This window comes from Tsukamurella soli (assembly GCF_039541155.1).
Classification (GTDB): Bacteria; Actinomycetota; Actinomycetes; order Mycobacteriales; family Mycobacteriaceae; genus Tsukamurella; species Tsukamurella soli.
This window is the reverse complement of sequence record NZ_BAABFR010000024.1, coordinates 1-17,071: the sequence shown is the minus strand read 5'-3', so window position 1 is coordinate 17,071 and position 17,071 is coordinate 1. Positions and strand designations below refer to the sequence as shown.

Genomic DNA, 17,071 nt, shown 5'->3' with positions numbered 1-17,071 from the left:
CCGGCGCGCGTGCGAGGATCCTCGCGTGCGATCCACGTCGTCGTCGTTGCCGTTCGCGCTGCTCGTCACCGCGTCGAGTGGGTTCCTCGACGCCTACACCTATGTGGCGAAGGGCAGGGTGTTCGCCAACGCACAGACCGGCAACGTGATCCTGTGCGCACTCGACGTGGCCCACCTACACTGGGCGCTCGCATCGACCCGCGCGTACCCCATCCTCGCGTTCGTGGTGGGGATCGCCTTCGCGATGCACGTCAAGATCGGCCGGTTGGACACGGTGTTCTCGCACCCGATCCGGTGGACCCTGCTGATCCAGGCCGCCATCCTGCTGGCGATCGGCTTCATCCCGCCGTCGTGGCCGTACGCGGCGTCCACCATCCCGATCGCATTCCTCGCATCGGTCCAGATGGAACTGTTCCGCAGCATCGGCGACCTCAACTACATGGCGATCGCCACCACCGGCAACCTGATGCGTCTCGTCGAGGCCGGGTATCGCGTGCTCATCGACCGCGAGACCGGGGCGCGGCGCGCGTTCCGCACCTACGGCGCGGTGGTCGGGATGTTCGCCGGGGGAGCGGTGGTCGGCGCCGTGGTCACCGAGTGGCTCGGCGGCCGTGCGGTGTGGGTGCCGGCGGCGGCTCTGGTACTGAGCCTGGTCTTGTTCGTCATCGACGAGCGCGGAGAGCCGGATCCCGCACCGTGACCGATCGGCCCTCCGCGGCGGCGGAGCGCAGCGCCGCGTCCACCACCTCCAGGGTGTGCAGACCGTCGAACTGGTCCGGGACGCCGGCCAACAGCGGTGTGGGGTCCTCGCCCAGTGCCTCGGCCAGGAGCGCCTCGCCGAAGTCTCGGTAGAGGTTCGCGAACGCCAGACCGTAGCCGTCCGGGTGGCCGGGCGCGAAGCGGCTCGCCTCGACCGCGCCCGCCGTCGCGCCTGTGCCGGCCCGGGTGAGCAGCTGGGCGGGTTCGTTCGCGGGGCGCCACCAGAGCACCTCCGGGTCGGTCTGGACCCAGTGCACCGAGCCGAGCTCGCCGACGACGGATATCCGGAGGCCGTGGACCGAACCGGCCGCCTGGAACGTGCTCCAGCACCGTCCCACGGCGCCGCCCGCCAGACCGAGGTCGAGGAAGGCGTTGTCGAAGACGGTGTGCCGCGGATCGAGTCGGTGCAGCCGTGCGGACACCGTGTCGATCCGTACGCCCGTCACATAGGTCACGAGGTGCAGGGCATGCGTCCCGACATCGAGCAGCATCCCCGCCTCACCGACCTGCGTGGCGTCGACGCGCCACGCTCCGCCGGCGCCGGGGACGGTCTGGGAGCCGTTGCTGAACTCCGTGTCGACGACGGTGACGCGCCCCAGGCTTCCGTCGGCAACCATGTCCCGCGCTTGCCGGACCATGGGATAGCCGCTGTCACAGTGCGTCAGCAGCAGGCGCCGCCCCGTCCGCCCGACCGCGTCGACCACTCGCTCGGCCTGGTCGACCGTCGACGTCAGTGGCTTCTCCGCGATCACGTGGAAGCCGGCCTCGAGCAGCGCCGAGCAGATCTCCTCGTGGGTATCGGGGAGTGTCGCGACCAGCACCGCGTCGGGCCGGTCGGGCCGGCTCGCCTCGGCGGCGATGAGGGCGCGGTAGTCCGGGTACACGCGCTCGGGGTCGAGAAGCAGGGCGCGACCGGTGGCGGCCGACGTCGCCGGGTTCCGAGAGAACGCCCCCGCGACCAGCTCCCACATACCGTCGACCCGGAACGCGATCCGGTGCGCCTCACCGATGAACGACCCGAGGCCGCCACCCACCATCGCGATCCGCAGCCTGCGCCCGAACCTCTCGAGCCGGGTCGGATCCCACTGCCCGCCATCGTCGACCATCGCCTGTGACCCTCCCGTACCGGACCTTGCCCGGCGCTGTCGACCGGGCTTGTCGGTTGGAAGTCTGCACGCCGCATGTCCTGATGTCTATACTTGGACTGGGCAGACCTTTCGGTCGGGGGATATCCGCCACTTCACCCCATAATGTCGGATCGCGTTACCTAACGATGATCTGTTTGACATCCGAACAGCGGACGCGCGCAACGCGCTACGCCCACACTCGCGATATGACTACGGGAATCGGGAATCCGCCCCCGGGCGAGATGCAATTGGACGCCGAGGGGTTGGACCGCGGCGTCGGCTTCTGGGGGCTGCTGTGGGCCTCGGAGGGATCGATCATCGGGTCCGGCTGGCTGTTCGGCGCACTGACCGCCGCATCCATCGCCGGGCCCTCCGCGATCATCGCGTGGATCATCGCGTCGGTCATCGTGATCCTGCTGGCGCTTGTACACGCGGAGCTGGGCGGGCTGTTCCCCGTGAGCGGCGGCACGAGCCGGTATCCGCACTACGCCTTCGGTAGCTTCGCCGGCGCGACGTTCGGCTGGTTCTCGTACATCCAGGCGGCGACGGTGGCACCGATCGAGGTGCTGGCAGCGATCCAGTACCTGTCGTCCGCTTCCTGGGCCAAGGGCTACGTGATCTCGTCGCCCGACGGCTCGGTCAAATTGAGCGGCTCGGGCATCATCGTCGCCGTGATCCTGATGGTCGTCTTCGTCTGCGTCAACCTCGTGGGCGTGCGCTGGCTGGCGCGCGTCAACAACGCGCTGACCACCTGGAAAGTGCTTGTCCCGGTACTCGCGATCGTGGTGCTGATGGCGACCCACTTCCACTCGGGCAACTTCAGCGCCGCGGGCGGCTTCTTCATCCACGGCGCCGAGTTCAAGTCGATCCTGATCGCCATCCCCAGCGGCGGGATCGTGTTCGCGCTCCTCGGCTTCGAGCAGGCCGTGCAGCTGGGCGGCGAGAGCAAGAATCCCAAGCGCGACCTGCCGCTCGCCGTGATCTCCTCGATCTTGTTGGGCGCGTTGATCTACACCCTGGTCCAGGTGGCGTTCATCGGTGCCCTCGACCCCAAGCTGCTCACCGAGGCGCACACCTGGGTCGACATCGCGACGCCGGGCAAGAACGCTGATCTTCTGGCATTGAACAAGGCACCGTTCTACGAAGTGGCGACTCTCGCGGGGCTCGGCTGGCTGGCCATCATCCTCCGCATCGACGCGGTCGTGTCCCCCGGCGGCACCGGCCTGATCTATCTCACCTCATCGTCCCGCCTCAGCTTCGGCCTGTCCCGCAACGGCTACATTCCGCAGGCCTTCGAGCGCACCGCGGGCCGCGCCCGCGTACCGGCGATCGGAATCATCGTCACCGCTCTGATCGGGCTGCTGTTCCTGCTGCCGTTCCCCAGCTGGGGCAAGCTCGTCGGCGTGGTCACCAGCGCATCGGTACTCATGTACGCGGGCGCACCGCTCGCGCTCGGCGCGCTGCGGTACCAGAAGCCCGAACTGCCGCGCGCGTTCAGGCTGCCCGCAGGTCCCGTGCTGGCGCCGGTGTCGTTCATCTTCGCCAACTTCATCGTGTTCTGGGCGGGCTGGCAGACCTACTCGACGCTGATGGTGGTGATGGTGATCGGCGCGCTGCTGATGGGCATCTCGATAGTGTTCAAGCTCAATCCGAACACGCCCCAGATGGATTGGACCGCGGCGGTCTGGGTGGTGCCGTACCTCGTGGGCATGGGCATCATCTCCTACCTGGGCGGGTTCGGCCAGGGCGGCATCATCGGCGGAGTCGGACCGTTCGGCAAGGTGCTCGTCGGAGGCAACGGCGATCTCCCCTTCGGCTGGGACATGCTGGTACTGGCCGTGTTCAGCGTGGTGATCTACTACGCCGCCCTGCGGACGCGGATCTCGCCCGCGAAGGTCGACCAGTATGTCCGTGACGTGTACCCGCCGCCGGCCGAGGGACACTAGGCCTCGCAGGCAGCGCCTGCTCCACCGGTAGACGCAGGATCCCGAGGTGCCGTCGTCACGGCGCGTCGGGGTCCTGCGTCCTTCCCTTGTCCGCGTGGCGTTTCCGCTTCCCCCGTTCGGTAGGCGTCTGCGTCGTTCGCCCGGGTGCAGTACAGCGGCCTCGACTGGCGGCCGGCCGGCTGGACCAGTAAGACCGGCGTGTGCGACGACGATCATTCATCCAGCGATGAGATGGGCGCACCGTACGGCGGCCGGAGCGTCGCGAATCCGCCCGCCGGCCACGACATCCCACACGTCGATGCATGGCACACACTCCATCCGCTTGACATACCAAGCAGACTGAGTCATGCTTGGTGTGCCAAGCAAGGCAACGGGCATCGCGAGGACAACACTCCGGAACCACGTGCCCAGACCCCCGTGAAAGGAACAGTCGATGACTACCTACCGAGAGCTCACCGCGCAGGTCGCTGACCAGTACATCGCCGCGATGGAGGCAGCCGAGAAGGCCGTTCGCAGCGTCGCCGACGGAACGCAGCGGATCACCGCCGCCATCCCCACCTTCGGCCCGGCGGAGAAGTTCGCCGAGATCGTGGTCGACAACCTGCCGAAGCCCATCGAGATCGTCGAGGCGAACTACGAGTTCACCAACCGCCTGCTGACCGCCCAGCGCGACCTGGCGCTGCGACTGCTGAACGATGCCGCCACTCAGGCGGACAAGGCCGCAGCAGACGCCTGATAGCAACGCCGTAGGCAATGCATGGAGGGGCCGAAGGACCGACGTCCTTCGGCCCCTCCATGCTTTGCACGACTAAGCTCGATACGTGCACCATCGAGTTCGATGGATGCATCACAGACGCGGTCGAGCCGCACATCGGACCACCGGGCCGGCCACCACGCTCCGGCTTGACGAACCAAGCAGACCCAGCGATGCTTCCCCACGTGAAGGAACACGCACGTCAGAGGACGAGGGCATGACCGACGCCGACGACAGCCCGCTCGACGACCTGGGCACCTATCTCCGGGCGCAGCGGCAGATCGCTCAGGTCTCGTTGCGAGCGCTGGCGCGCATGACGAACGTGTCCGACTCCTACCTCAGTCAGGTCGAGCGTGGGCTCTATCAACCGTCCCCTGAGGTTCTCCGCGCGATCGCCGATGGTCTCGGCTTGGCGCCGGATCAGATCTTCCGCCGCCTCGGCTGGCTCCCGCCCACCGCGCAGCCCTCATTCGGCGGCGTCATCGACGCGATCATCGGGGACGACGCCCTGTCGGAGGCACAGAAGTCCGCGCTCATCCAGACCTACCGGGCCATGACCGACCGTTCCTGAATACTGCGGGATCGAACTCCAGCGCCGTCCGGGACTCACGCCTGAGGCTGCACCGCAGGAGGCTGCCATCTCCCGGTCGACGCGGAAGTCTTCGGGGCGTACAGCCGCAGCGTCAGGCTGAACGCCCCTGCGGGTGGGATCGGTAGCCAGTTCCCGGCGACGTACTTCTGCTCTGGTCGAGCATTCTGGATGTAGATGTCGACGCTTCCGTCGGGATTCTTCAGCGGCGGCGTCTGGTGGCCGACGGAGAAGATCTCGTCCGGGTTCGGGTAGAAGAAGCTCTGTGCGTCGTAGGCCGTGATCGACCAGAAAGCGTCCACCGGCGGCAATTGCCCCGGGGCGAACCGAATCAGGAACCTCCTGGGCGTGCCGCCGGAGTCGGCCTGACCGAAGTACGTCGGATACAGGGAGTCCTCCGGGAGGTTGGCCCCCAGACCGATCCTCGCTATGAATGCCCGCTGCAGGTAGTCGGTGCCGTATCGGCCGGTCTCGAGATCGAATCTCCACCCGTTCTCGAACTTCGCGGTGGGACTCTTGTAGCCGACGAAACGCTTCTGCGCGGCCTCGACGGCGGTGTCGAGCCGATCGGCCGGAAGGGCCGCCCCGGGGCTACCGGGCTTGATACCGACGGTGGCGAACCGCGCGAGCGCGGGCGCGGCCGCTGCGGCCGCCGGGTTCGCCACCATGAGGGCATTGAGCTTCTCGAAGTACGCCGTGCCGGACATGTCGGCAACCGTCTTGACCGGCTCTGCGCCGGCAGAAGCACTCGCGGGCGGGTTCGAGGTGCCGGGCGTACGGGTCCACGCGCTCAGTGGGGCGATCGTGATCTGCGCCTGGACAGCATGGACCGCCGACAGATCGTGTTCGCCGTCGACCTGCACGCGGCCGAGAATCCACGCCATGTTCGTCGGAACCGGCATCGGGGTCACGTCGACGGGCAGCGTGCCCTTCCAGGACGGTCCGGTGAACGCGTAGGTGAACGGCCCCCGGGTGGCGCCCGACTGCAGCTGCGGGCGCACGCTGGACGGATTGTGCACAACGTTGGTCCAGGCATCCAGAACGGGCAGCAGCCAGTAGCGGCTTCCCATGTCGGGCACCTGAACCACGACGGGCTCGGCGGACAGATCCAGCCAGGCCTGCGAGTACAGCGTGTCCTGGTTGAGCCGGACCACGGTACGGTCGGCGGAGCCGGGGATGGTGGGGGCGTGGCTGAAGCGATTCGCGGGTGCCGCCGCGGCCCGGGTGGCGTCCATGAGTACCAGCGGGTAGCCGAAGACGTAGGCATCGGAGGCGATTCCGTCGGGACCGCTCGACCCGGACGACGGCGAGGCAGAGGAGCCTCCCGCCGCGGAGTTCGACGAGGTCCCGCACGCTGCGGCGGCCGCGCCGACCGCGGCGGCGCTCATCCCGATCAGCATCGTGCGGCGGTGGACCGAGTGATTCGAGGGCACTCGGAAATGATAGGCGGACGTCCCGACCGCTGTGGGTGGGGTTCAGCCGATCGGTGTCAGCGCCGGCGGCTTCCATCCGCCCGACACTGCGGCCGGCTTCGGGGCGTAGATCCGCATCGCGAGATTGAACGTGCCGTTACCCGGGACGGGCAGCCAGTTCCCTTCGGGGACCTGGGGGCCGGGCTTGTTCGGCGCCAGCGTGAGATCGACCGAGCCGTCCGGATTGGCTACCGGATCCGGTGAATGGCCGATCGCGTAGATCCGGTCCGGGTTGGGCACGAGGAAGTGGTCTGCGGTGTAGGCCGTGATCGACCAGAAGGCCCCCGCAGGCGGAAGCAGGCCCGCCGGAAAGTGGAGGCGGTATCCGTTCGGCTTCGCCGGCACATCGTTGAGCATCGGGTAGAGCGAGTCGCCCGGAAGGTTCGCGGCGAGCGTCGTGAGTGCGGTGTTGGCTCGCAGCTGGTAATCGGTGTCGTAGGTGCCGAGGTTGGTCGCGTATACCCACCCGTTCAGGTTCTTCGCACCGGGATTCTGGTATGCGGCGATGGCTCGCTTGCCCGCCGTGGCGCCCGCATCGAGTACCGAGGCAGTCAGCGCCGCGACGTTCGCCCCCGGCTTGATGCCGATCGACGCGAACCGGGTCATCGCTGCCCCGTCGGCCTGCGTGGCCGGGTACCGGGTGAGCAGGGCAGCCAACTTGGTGAAGAACGCCGTGCCGTCCATCCCGGCGACGATCCTCGCCGGTGCCGCGGTGAGGTTCTGCGGTACCGATGACGGGGTCTGAGCGGTCGGGTCGGTGCGGTAGCGGCTGAGCGGCATCAACCGGATCTGATTCTCGATGTCGACCACGGCCGGAACGTCGTTGGCGCCGTTGAGCGCGACCCGCACGATGATCCAGGCGCTATCGGTCGGTACCGAGAGTCGAGTGACGCCGGCCGGCAGGTCGCCGCTCCATCGCGGGCCCGTCACCGCGTACGTGAACGGCCCGGCGGGAGCGCCCGCGGCCAGCTGTGGCGATACGCTGCTCGGGTCATGGACCGTGTTGGTCCACATGTCCATCACCTGCGCCAACCAATACCGATCCTTGACGTCCGGGATCTGGATGACCTGCGGCTCGTGGGAGAGATCCAACCAGGTCTGGCAATAGAGGGTGTCGACGTTGGGCGTGACCACGATCTTGTCGTCGGGGCTGGGCGTCGTCGTGTACCGCAACAGCGTGTTGGCCGGCGCCGCGGCGGCGCGGGTTGCGTCCATCAAGACCAGGGGATACCCGAACACGTACGCGTCGGTGGCGATGGCAGTCGGATCATCGGCCTCGCTCGCGCGCGCGGAGGAGGCGGAGGAACCGGCGCTCGACCCGGTACCACTGGCGCCGCACGCGGCGGCGAGGCCGGACGCGGCCAGGAGCCCCGCGACGCCGAACAGCCGACGGCGGGAGAGAAACAGGCTGCTGTTCATGTGGTGTACCCCGTCCGCGTCGTCTGGGTCATCTGCAGGATGCGACGGCGCCCGACATCTGCTGCTGGCCTCGGAGTCCTCGGCGCCGGGCGCGAACTCTACGCTGCGTACCGCGTCGCATCACGGCGGGTCGTTCGATCGAGCCGGCGCACGAGGTCACCCGACCACCGCATCGAGCGCAGGAATATCCTCGGTCCGCAGCGAACCCATCCCGTCGGAGGAGGCAACCATGACCGACCTCGCCATCACGCTGACCGACGCCGTCCGCGCCACCATGGAGGACACCTACCGTCACCTGCACGCACACCCCGAGCTGTCGATGCAGGAGCACGCGACGGCGGAGCTGATCGGAGAACGCCTGCACGCGTTGAGGATCGAGACGTTCGTTTGCGGCGGAACCGGAGTGGTGGGCGTGCTGGCGAACGGTGCGGGCCCGACGGTGGCGTTCCGCGCCGACCACGACGGCCTCCCGATCGCCGAGGCCAGCGGCGTCGAATACGCGAGCAGCGCACGCGGCACCCTGGCCGACGGGACCGACGTACCCGTCATGCACGGCTGCGGGCACGATTCGCACGTCGCGGTGCTCCTCGCCGTCGCGGAGCTGCTCGTGGGTGCGCGCGACGCATGGGCCGGCACCGTCGTCCTGATCTTCCAGCCGGGGGAGGAGACCGCGGCGGGTGCCCGGGCGATGCTCGCCGACGGCCTGTGGGATCGCGCGCCTCGCCCCGAGGTGGTGTTCGGGCAGCACGTGGGGCCGATGCGCACCGGCACGGTGGAGCTGACCAAGGGCGATGCGATGGCGATGGCGGACTCGCTGAAGGTCACCGTCCGCGGGCGCGGCGCGCACGGCTCCTCGCCGCAGGACTCGATCGACCCGATCATCTTGGGCGTGAACATGATCAACCGGATCCAGACCATCGTGTCGCGGGAGGTACCACCGCTGCAGCCGGCCGTCGTCACCGTCGCCACCTTCCATGCGGGACTCAAGGAGAACATCATCGCCGACTCGGCGGAGTTCACCGTCAATATCCGCACCCTGGATCCCGGCGTGCGCAAGCTCGTCAACACGTCACTGCGCCGGATCATCAACGCCGAGGCGGCCGCGTCGGGGGCTCCCGAGCCGCTGATCGAGGAGTTGTACACGTTCCCGCGCAACTACAACGACCCGCACGCCACCGAGGCCGCCGCCGAGGCGCTGCGCGGCGTGCTGGGTGAGGACGACGTGGTGTGGGCGCCGCCGATGATGGGATCGGAGGACTTCGGGCTCCTCGCGGAGGCGATCGGCGTCCCGTCGGTGTTCTGGATGTTCGGCGGACACCCCGCCGAGCGCCTGGCGAACGGCGAGCCGGTACCCGGGAACCACTCGCCGTTCTTCGCGCCGGTCATCGAGCCGACGCTCGCCACCGGTGTGCGCGCCGCGATGGCGGCGATCCTCTCCCGGGTCGGGCGCTGACGGTGACCGATCCGCTCCGAGCAGGCGACCCGGGCGCAGGACCGCAGCCTGATACTCAGCCCGAGATGATCCCCGCCACGAGGTTCACGGTGCTCGCCAGGATCACCGCACCGAACATGTAGCTGATCAGGCAATGCCGCAGGACGACGGACCTGATCGCGGTGCTGCCGACGCTGGTGTCCGACACCTGGTAGGTCATGCCCAGGTTGTAGCTGAAGTAGAAGAAGTCCCGATAGCTCGGCGGGACATCGGAATTGAAGTCGATGCCCGACCCACCGTCGGTGGCGTAATACTCCGAGGCGTAGCGGGTGGCGTACATCAGGTGGACCGCGGCCCACGACAGGAACACCCCGACCAGGGTGATCGCGGCGTCCACGGTGCCCGCCTTCGAGCCGCCGAGCGCCAATAGCGCGCCGAGAGTGGCGACCCCACCCAGCGCGGCGACCACCACCACAGTCTCGTCGACGAGCGGGCGGAAGTCCTCGCGGTGGACGTTGCGGCGCGTCTGGTCGGCGTCGAACGACCAGAGCGTCGCCCAGCCCAGCGCGACGAACAGGCCTGCGGTCACGGCGACCCCCACCAGCGGCCCGAGGCTCGGGCGGGCGGCGAGTCCCACGCCGAATCCGACCGCCACGCCGACGATCACCGAGATCAGCAGGCGGGGCACGGCGGCGATCAGGATCAGCGGTCGGCGTGTGCGGTCCATGGCCTCACCGTATCGCGAGCCAGGCCGCCAATCCGAAACCACACAGTGCCACCGCGATTCGCAGGTAACGCTGGTCGACGCGGCGGACGACCGGCGGCCCGCACCAGCCCCCGGCGAAGGCTCCGACGCCCATCACCAGGCCGGCGATCCAGTGCACCGGCCCGAAGAACGCGAAGCCGATCGCGGCGACGAGGTTGGCAAGCCCCAGCAGAAAGCTCTTGAGAATGCTGGCGCGCCAGAAGCTCTGGCTGGTGCAGATCAGGTTGAGCGCGAGGACCATCACCCCCGCGCCGGCGCCGAAATAGCCGCCGTACACCGAGACGAGGAACAGCCCGATCGGGTAGAGGACGGGAAAGGTCCGGTCGCCGGCGTGTTCTCGCAGCCGCGGCTGGAGCAGTAGCGCCACGGAGGCGATCACGATCAGCACCGGCACCACGGCGGCGAAGCTCGCGGCGGGGGCGGCCAGCAGGATCGCCGCGCCGACGGCGCCGCCCGCTACGCAGATCGCCGCCTGCGGCACCAGCGCGCGCCGATCCTTCGCGAGCGCCGATGCGGAGTTCGTCACCGAGCCGGCGCCCGCCGCGACCATCGCCACGGTGTTGGTCACGTTCGCGGCCACCGGCGGGATCCCGACCGCGAGCAACGCCGGGTAGGACACGATCGACGCCAGGCCCGTGACGAATCCCACCAACCCGGCGGCGAATCCGGCGACCGCGACGAGTGCCAGCTCCAGAAGACTCACCGGCCCACAGTAGTTCGTTGAACCGCACGGCTTTCGGGCGCCCATCCACGCCGCTCGGCCGAGTCGCCGCTCCGGCCGCGACGCGCGGGCGCTCCGCCTGTTCAGCCGAGGAGCGCCCGCATCTGATCGATCTCGCGCTGCTGCCCGGTCTTGATGTCACCGGCGATGCGCAGCGCCTCGGGGTTCACCCCCTGGGCGAGTTCGGTGTCCGACATGGCGATCGCGCCCTGGTGGTGCTCGATCATCATGGTCAGCCACTCGTGGTCGAAGGCTGCGCCACGCAGCTTCTGCAGGTTCTGCATCTGGGCGTCGGTCATGATCCCGTCCATCGGGTGGGACATCGTCGCCGACGGCGCCGGTGCGCCCCACGCGCGTAGCAGGCGGGTGAACGCGTCCATCTGGGGCTGCTGGGACTTCTCGATCGACGCTGCGAGCGCGCCGACCTCGGGCCGGGCGCCCTTGCCCGCCACCATCTTCGCCATCTCGATCGCCTGCGCGTGATGCGGGTACATCATGCTCGCGAAGGCGATATCGGCAGAGTCGTGACGGTCGGGCGACGACGGGGCCGACGAGGCGCCGGCGGGCGCCGGCACGCCCGAACCACCGGGCATCGCCATCCCGTTCGGCATCGACATCCCAGCGGCGCCGGAGCTCAGAGCAGGGTGGTCGGTGACGGCCGAGGAACAGCCGCTCAGTGCGAGTGCGGCGACCAGCGGTACCGCGACGGCCAGGGGTGACGCGGCGTGGATTCGGTTGCGGTCCATGACGGCTCCTTCTTCGACTGCACGGCGAGGATGCTTGGCGCAGCGGGCGCACCGACCGCCGCATTCTAGACCGTCCGACGCCCGCGAAGCACTCGGTCAGCCTACGCATCGCGCCGCCCGCCCGTAGCATGCCCGATGTGCCCAAAGACGACCCCGCAGCCCACTCAGGCGAGAGCCTCACCACCGTATTGGTCGCGTTCGCGGCCAACATCCTGATCGCCGTCGCGAAGACGGCCGCGGCCGCGGTGACCGGATCGGCGGCGATGCTTGCCGAGGCTGCGCATTCGTGGGCCGACACCGGTAACGAGATCTTCCTCTTGATCGGCACCCGCCAGGCGGCGCGGCCGGCCGATCCCGAGCACCCGCTCGGATTCGGGCGGGTCGGCTACATCTGGTCGATGTTCGCGGCCTTCGGATTGTTCTCCGTGGGAGCCGCCGTGTCGGTGTGGCACGGCATCACCTCGCTGTCGTCCCACGAGGTGGGCGGCGACTACATCTGGGGGTACGGCGTGCTCGCCCTCTCGTTCGTGCTGGAGGGCACGTCGTTTCTGCAGGCGCTCCGCCAGGCGCGGACCGGCGCGATCAAGCGCCGCATCCATCCGCTCCGCTACGTCCATCTGACGTCCAACCCCATGTTGCGCGCGGTGTTCGCCGAGGACTTCTCGGCTCTGATCGGCATCGTCATCGCCGCGGTCGCGATGGCACTCCACCAGGCGACCGGCGACCCGATGTGGGACGCCGTCGGATCGATCGTCGTGGGCGCTCTTCTGGCATTCGTGGCCCTGTTCCTGATCCGCCGCAACATGGACTTCCTCACCGGGCAGGCGGTCACTCCGCTGTCCCGGAACACGGCCTTGCGTGCGCTCCTGTCGTATTCGGAGATCGCGCGGGTGAGCTTCCTGAACATGGAGTGGGTGGGCGCCGACCGGATCTTCCTCGTCGCAGCCGTGGACATCGTGGGTGACCGGCCGGAATCGGAGGTGGCCCTGCGGCTCGCGGAGATCGAGGACAGCCTCCACGCCCGGCCCGATATCGCGCGAGCGGTGTTGACGCTCACCCGCCCGGGCGACCCGACCGATCTGCAGCCGCAGCCGCTTCCGGCCTGGTACGACCCCGCTTGACAGCACACCTGATAACACGGCCTAGCGCATCGTATCTTTGATCATATATCATTCAACGTGACGTGGATCGCACCATTCCGCGGCTGTGCAGTGCGGCATAGAGTCGAGGCTGCCGAGCCCGAACGTCCCGAGCAGGGGCGGGTGCCCGCGGACTTTGAAGTACTCGATGGTGAGAGACGAGGGCCGAACGAATGCAGTTCCACCACTACGGCTACGTGTCCGGCGATCCGCGCGTGCAACCCGCCGCGGGCGTCGGCATCGATCGGCCCGACGAGCTCCCGCCGGAGGTCGATGTCCTGATCGTGGGCACCGGGCCCGCCGGGATGATCACCGCGGCACAGCTCGCGCAGTTCCCCGATGTCGTCACACGGATCGTCGAACGACGCTCCGGGCGCCTCGCGATCGGCCAGGCGGACGGAATCCAGGCGCGCAGCGTCGAGACCTTCCAGGCGTTCGGGTTCGCGAACCGGATCATCGAGGAGGCGTACCAGATCACCGAGATGGCGTTCTGGAAGCCGGATCCCGCCGACCCGTCGACGATCGTCCGGGCCGCCCTGGCCCCCGACGACCCGACCGGCATCAGCGAGTTCCCACATCTGATCGTCAACCAGGCTCGCGTGCTCGACTACTTCGCCGAATCCATGGCCGACGCCCCTACCCGCATGAAGCCCGACTACGGCTACGAGTTCACCGCCCTCGCGGTCGCACCCGGGGACGTCGGCGCCGAGTACCCCGTGACCGTCACCCTGACCCGCACGTCGGGTCCCGACGAGGGCGCCACCCGTACGGTGCGCGCGAAGTACGTCGTGGGGTCCGACGGTGCCCGCAGCGCGGTCCGCGCGTCCATCGGCGCCGCCACGTCGGGGGACAAGGCGTTCCACGCCTGGGGCGTGATGGATGTCCTGGCCGTCACAGACTTCCCCGACATCCGCACCAAGTGCGCCATCCAGTCCGGCTCCGGTGGCAGCATCCTGCTCATCCCCCGCGAGGGCGGCTACCTGTTCCGCATGTACGTCGACCTCGGCGAGGTACCCGAGAACGATCACGGCCACGTCCGATCCACCACCATCGACCAGATCGTGGAACACGCGAACGCGATCCTCGCGCCGTACACCCTCGACGTGCGGGACGTCGCCTGGCACAGCGTGTACGAGGTGGGACACCGGGTCACGGACCGGTTCGACGACGTTCCCACCGAGTCGGTGGGAACCCGCACGCCGCGTGTCTTCATCACCGGCGACGCCTGCCACACGCACAGCGCGAAGGCCGGCCAGGGTATGAACGTCTCGATGCAGGACGGCTTCAACATCGGCTGGAAGCTCGGTCACGTGCTGTCGGGCCGGGCGCCCGAGTCGCTGCTGGCCACCTACACCGCCGAGCGTCAGGTGATCGCGCAGAACCTGATCGACTTCGACCGCGAGTGGTCGTCGATGATGGCCAAACGCCCCGAGGAGTTCGAGTCGCCGTCCGAGCTCGAGGACTTCTATGTCAAGACCGCCGAGTTCCCCGCCGGCTTCATGACGCAGTACACGCAGTCGATGATCGTCGGCTCCGACGACCACCAGCACCTGGCCAGCGGATTCCCGGTCGGCAAGCGGTTCAAGTCCTCCGCGGTCCTGCGGGTGTGCGACGGTGTCCCGATGGAGCTCGGCCACCACCATCGCGCCGACGGCCGGTGGCGCGTCTACGCATTCGCCGACGCGCCGGAACCGGGCGCGGATTCGCAAGTCGCCGCGCTCGCCGAGTGGCTCGCAACGGCGCCCGAGTCGCCCGTCGTTGCCTATACGCCCGACGGTGCCGACGCCGACGAGTTCTTCGACGTCAAGGTCATCTACCAGGTGCCGCATACCGACGTCGCCCTCGGCGCGGTCCCGGCGATCTTCCTGCCACGCGTAGGCCCGTTCCAGTTGATCGATTACGAGAAGGTCTACGCTGCCGACGCCGGGACCGATATCTTCGAGGAGCGCGGCATCGATCGCGGCGGCGCAGTCGTGATCGTCCGGCCGGACCAGTACGTCGCCGGCGTCCTGCCGCTCGACGCAACCGCCGAGCTGGCGGCGTTCTTCGCGCGGAACACGCTGCGCCGGAAGGCCGCCGGTACCACCGATTCCAGCACGACCACCGATCCGAGAACGGGAGCCATGGCATGACCGACACCACACCGAGGTCACAGACCGAGACCGACCTGCTCGCCGCTGTACCAGACGGCCTGCTCATCGGCGGCGTCTGGCGATCGTCGACGTCCGGAACGACGTTCGACGTCGCGGACCCGGCCACCGGCGCCGTCGTCAAGTCGATCGCCGACGCCACGCCCGCCGACGGCATGGCCGCGCTCGACGCCGCCGTCGACGCCGCGGCGTCCTGGGCCGCGACGCCCGCACGCGTGCGGGCCGACATCCTGCGCCGCACCTTCGACATCGTCCAGGCGCGCAAGGAGGACTTCGCGCTGTTGATGACGATCGAGATGGGCAAGCCGCTCGCCGAGGCACGGGGCGAGGTCGCGTACGGCGGCGAGTTCCTGCGTTGGTTCAGCGAGGAGACCACCCGGATCCACGGCCGGTACGGAGCGAACCCCGAGGGCACCGGCCGGATCATCGTGTCCCAGCACCCGGTCGGCCCGTGCTTCCTCATCACGCCGTGGAACTTCCCGCTGGCCATGGCGACCCGCAAGATCGGGCCCGCGCTCGCGGCCGGCAACACCGTGGTGATCAAGCCGGCGGCGCTGACGCCGCTCACCACCCTGCTGCTCGGCCAGGTGCTGCAGGAGGCGGGGTTGCCCGACGGTGTCGTCAACATCGTCACGACGTCGAAGTCGTCGGCGCTGTCCGGCCCGATCATCGCCGACCCGCGCCTGCGGAAGCTGTCGTTCACCGGGTCGACGGCGGTGGGACAGCACCTGCTCGAGCAGGCGGCCAAGGGCGTGCTCCGCACCTCGATGGAGCTCGGCGGCAACGCGCCGTTCGTGGTCTTCGACGACGCCGACCTCGACAAGGCGGTGCAGGGCGCACTGGCCGCGAAGTTCCGCAACATCGGGCAGGCGTGCACCGCGGCCAACCGGTTCATCGTGCACAGCTCGGTGGCCGACGAGTTCGCGCGCCGCGTGACAGAGACCGTCGCGGGCTTCGGGATCGGCCGTGGCACCGAGGACGGCGTGACCATCGGCCCGCTGATCGACGAGGACGCGATCGCGAAGGCCACCACGCTGGTCGGCGACGCGGTCGAGCGTGGCGCGACGGTCGCCTTCGGCGGCGCGCGGATCGACCGACCCGGCACGTTCTTCGCGCCCACCGTCCTGACGGGCGTGGCGGCGGGCAGCGACATCCTGCGCGAGGAGATCTTCGGCCCCGTGCTCGCGATCGCGACGTTCGACACCGAGGACGAGGCGGTGGCTTTGGCGAACGACACCGAGTACGGGTTGGTGTCGTACGTCTACACCGAGGATCTGGCGCGCGGGCAGCGGATGATCGAGCGCCTGGCGACGGGGATGATGGGCCTCAACATGGGTGTCGTCTCCAACGCTGCCGCGCCGTTCGGCGGTTGGAAGATGTCTGGGCTGGGTCGCGAGGGCGGTGCCGAGGGCATTCATGAGTACCTGCAGACCAAGTACACGCTCACGCCGAATCCGTTCGGGTGACGGTGACCCGCCGCGCGTCGGGACGGATCCGGCGCACGGCGGGACATTCCGGCCTCGACGATCCCGATCCATCGGCCGCTTCGACGCAACGGCTAGCCTGGGGGACACCCACGACGGAACGGAGATCCGATGAGCAACAAGAGCGCCCGCGAGGAAGCGATCGAGCATGAGGAGAAGAGCCGCCAGGAGGAGAAGGATCGCCTCGAGCGGGAAGAGCGGGATCGGCTGAAGTAGGCGACGGTGCAGGTCTTCTGGACGCTCGTCCTACTCGCGATAGCGGCCGTCGCCTTCCCCGTCACCTGTCGGCTGTCGAGGCCGCGCCAGGGATCGCCCGCGCACGCCGCCGCCGAGGCCCTGTTGTCGGCGGGCGTGATCGGTACGGGCGTCGTCATCGGCTGCATCGGGCTCCTCGCCGCCGTGTACTGACGCACCCGTACCGACCATCCCGGCCGTCCGGACCTATTCTTCGTCGTCGTCGAGCTTGACGGCGAGGACCGGGATCGGGCTGTGCAGCAGCAGGCGCTGGCTGACCGAGCCGAGCACCGCCTTACCGAGCGGGCTGCGGCGCTTGACACCGATCACCAG

At 68.8% G+C, this 17,071-nt stretch carries 16 protein-coding genes; 9 read left to right on the top strand and 7 right to left on the bottom strand.

Annotated elements, in window-relative coordinates; genetic code table 11:
- Positions 1–25 precede the first annotated feature (25 nt).
- Complete coding sequence (locus ABD908_RS09720; protein WP_344994402.1) at positions 26–700, top strand: YoaK family protein; 675 nt, start codon at positions 26–28, stop codon at positions 698–700.
- Here the strand turns inward: ABD908_RS09720 and ABD908_RS09715 are convergent.
- Positions 663–1,865 carry a Gfo/Idh/MocA family protein gene (locus tag ABD908_RS09715; protein WP_344994399.1) on the bottom strand — a complete coding sequence of 401 codons (1,203 nt, stop codon included), beginning with the start codon at positions 1,863–1,865 and terminating at the stop codon, positions 663–665. The genes ABD908_RS09720 and ABD908_RS09715 overlap by 38 nt on opposite strands.
- Positions 1,866–2,092: 227 nt before the next feature.
- On the opposite strand from ABD908_RS09715, the gene ABD908_RS09710 reads away from it, so the two are divergent.
- The 3 genes from ABD908_RS09710 (at position 2,093) to ABD908_RS09700 (ending at position 5,157) form a co-directional block, all read left to right on the top strand.
- On the top strand, positions 2,093–3,832 hold the full coding sequence (locus tag ABD908_RS09710; RefSeq protein WP_344994396.1) for an APC family permease: 1,740 nt from the start codon (positions 2,093–2,095) through the stop codon (positions 3,830–3,832).
- A gap of 433 nt (positions 3,833–4,265) precedes the next feature.
- A complete protein-coding gene (locus ABD908_RS09705; protein WP_344994392.1) occupies positions 4,266–4,568 on the top strand; it encodes a hypothetical protein in 303 nt (100 codons plus the stop codon).
- Positions 4,569–4,803: 235 nt separating this feature from the next.
- Positions 4,804–5,157 (top strand): helix-turn-helix domain-containing protein, encoded by a 354-nt coding sequence (locus ABD908_RS09700; RefSeq protein WP_344994389.1) that lies wholly within the window; start codon positions 4,804–4,806, stop codon positions 5,155–5,157.
- Between the two features lie 35 nt (positions 5,158–5,192).
- Here the strand turns inward: ABD908_RS09700 and ABD908_RS09695 are convergent, their stop codons facing one another.
- The gene (locus ABD908_RS09695) at positions 5,193–6,608 is read right to left on the bottom strand and encodes a DUF1254 domain-containing protein (RefSeq protein WP_344994386.1); all 1,416 of its coding nucleotides are present in this window, start codon (positions 6,606–6,608) and stop codon (positions 5,193–5,195) included.
- Positions 6,609–6,650: 42 nt separating this feature from the next.
- Entirely contained in the window at positions 6,651–8,066 is a 1,416-nt protein-coding gene (locus ABD908_RS09690) for a DUF1254 domain-containing protein (protein WP_344994383.1), read from the bottom strand.
- 229 nt (positions 8,067–8,295) lie between these two features.
- Here ABD908_RS09690 and ABD908_RS09685 point away from each other — a divergent pair, with 229 nt between their 5' ends.
- Entirely contained in the window at positions 8,296–9,519 is a 1,224-nt protein-coding gene (locus ABD908_RS09685; RefSeq protein WP_344994380.1) for an amidohydrolase, read from the top strand.
- A 55-nt stretch (positions 9,520–9,574) separates the two neighbouring features.
- On the opposite strand, the gene ABD908_RS09680 is transcribed toward ABD908_RS09685, so the two are convergent.
- The 3 genes from ABD908_RS09680 to ABD908_RS09670 form a co-directional block, all read right to left on the bottom strand.
- Positions 9,575–10,225, bottom strand: coding sequence for a DUF1345 domain-containing protein (locus tag ABD908_RS09680; RefSeq protein ID WP_344994378.1), 651 nt, complete (start codon positions 10,223–10,225; stop codon positions 9,575–9,577).
- Between the two features lie 4 nt (positions 10,226–10,229).
- Positions 10,230–10,967: a sulfite exporter TauE/SafE family protein gene (locus ABD908_RS09675; RefSeq protein ID WP_344994376.1), complete on the bottom strand. Its 738-nt coding sequence runs from the start codon at positions 10,965–10,967 to the stop codon at positions 10,230–10,232.
- A gap of 101 nt (positions 10,968–11,068) precedes the next feature.
- Positions 11,069–11,731 (bottom strand): DUF305 domain-containing protein, encoded by a 663-nt coding sequence (locus ABD908_RS09670; RefSeq protein ID WP_344994374.1) that lies wholly within the window; start codon positions 11,729–11,731, stop codon positions 11,069–11,071.
- A gap of 128 nt (positions 11,732–11,859) precedes the next feature.
- Between ABD908_RS09670 and ABD908_RS09665 the strand changes: the two genes are divergently transcribed.
- The 4 genes from ABD908_RS09665 (at position 11,860) to ABD908_RS09650 (ending at position 16,912) form a co-directional block, all read left to right on the top strand.
- The gene (locus ABD908_RS09665; protein WP_344994372.1) at positions 11,860–12,852 is read left to right on the top strand and encodes a cation diffusion facilitator family transporter; all 993 of its coding nucleotides are present in this window, start codon (positions 11,860–11,862) and stop codon (positions 12,850–12,852) included.
- Between the two features lie 191 nt (positions 12,853–13,043).
- On the top strand, positions 13,044–15,002 hold the full coding sequence (locus tag ABD908_RS09660) for an FAD-binding monooxygenase (RefSeq protein WP_344994369.1): 1,959 nt from the start codon (positions 13,044–13,046) through the stop codon (positions 15,000–15,002).
- Positions 14,999–16,486 (top strand): NAD-dependent succinate-semialdehyde dehydrogenase, encoded by a 1,488-nt coding sequence (locus tag ABD908_RS09655; protein WP_344994365.1) that lies wholly within the window; start codon positions 14,999–15,001, stop codon positions 16,484–16,486. The genes ABD908_RS09660 and ABD908_RS09655 overlap by 4 nt, the downstream gene beginning before the upstream one ends.
- A gap of 240 nt (positions 16,487–16,726) precedes the next feature.
- Entirely contained in the window at positions 16,727–16,912 is a 186-nt protein-coding gene (locus tag ABD908_RS09650; protein ID WP_344994363.1) for a hypothetical protein, read from the top strand.
- 33 nt (positions 16,913–16,945) lie between these two features.
- On the opposite strand, the gene ABD908_RS09645 is transcribed toward ABD908_RS09650, so the two are convergent.
- A partial coding sequence (locus tag ABD908_RS09645; protein WP_344994490.1) for a universal stress protein occupies positions 16,946–17,071 on the bottom strand: 126 nt, incomplete at its 5' end.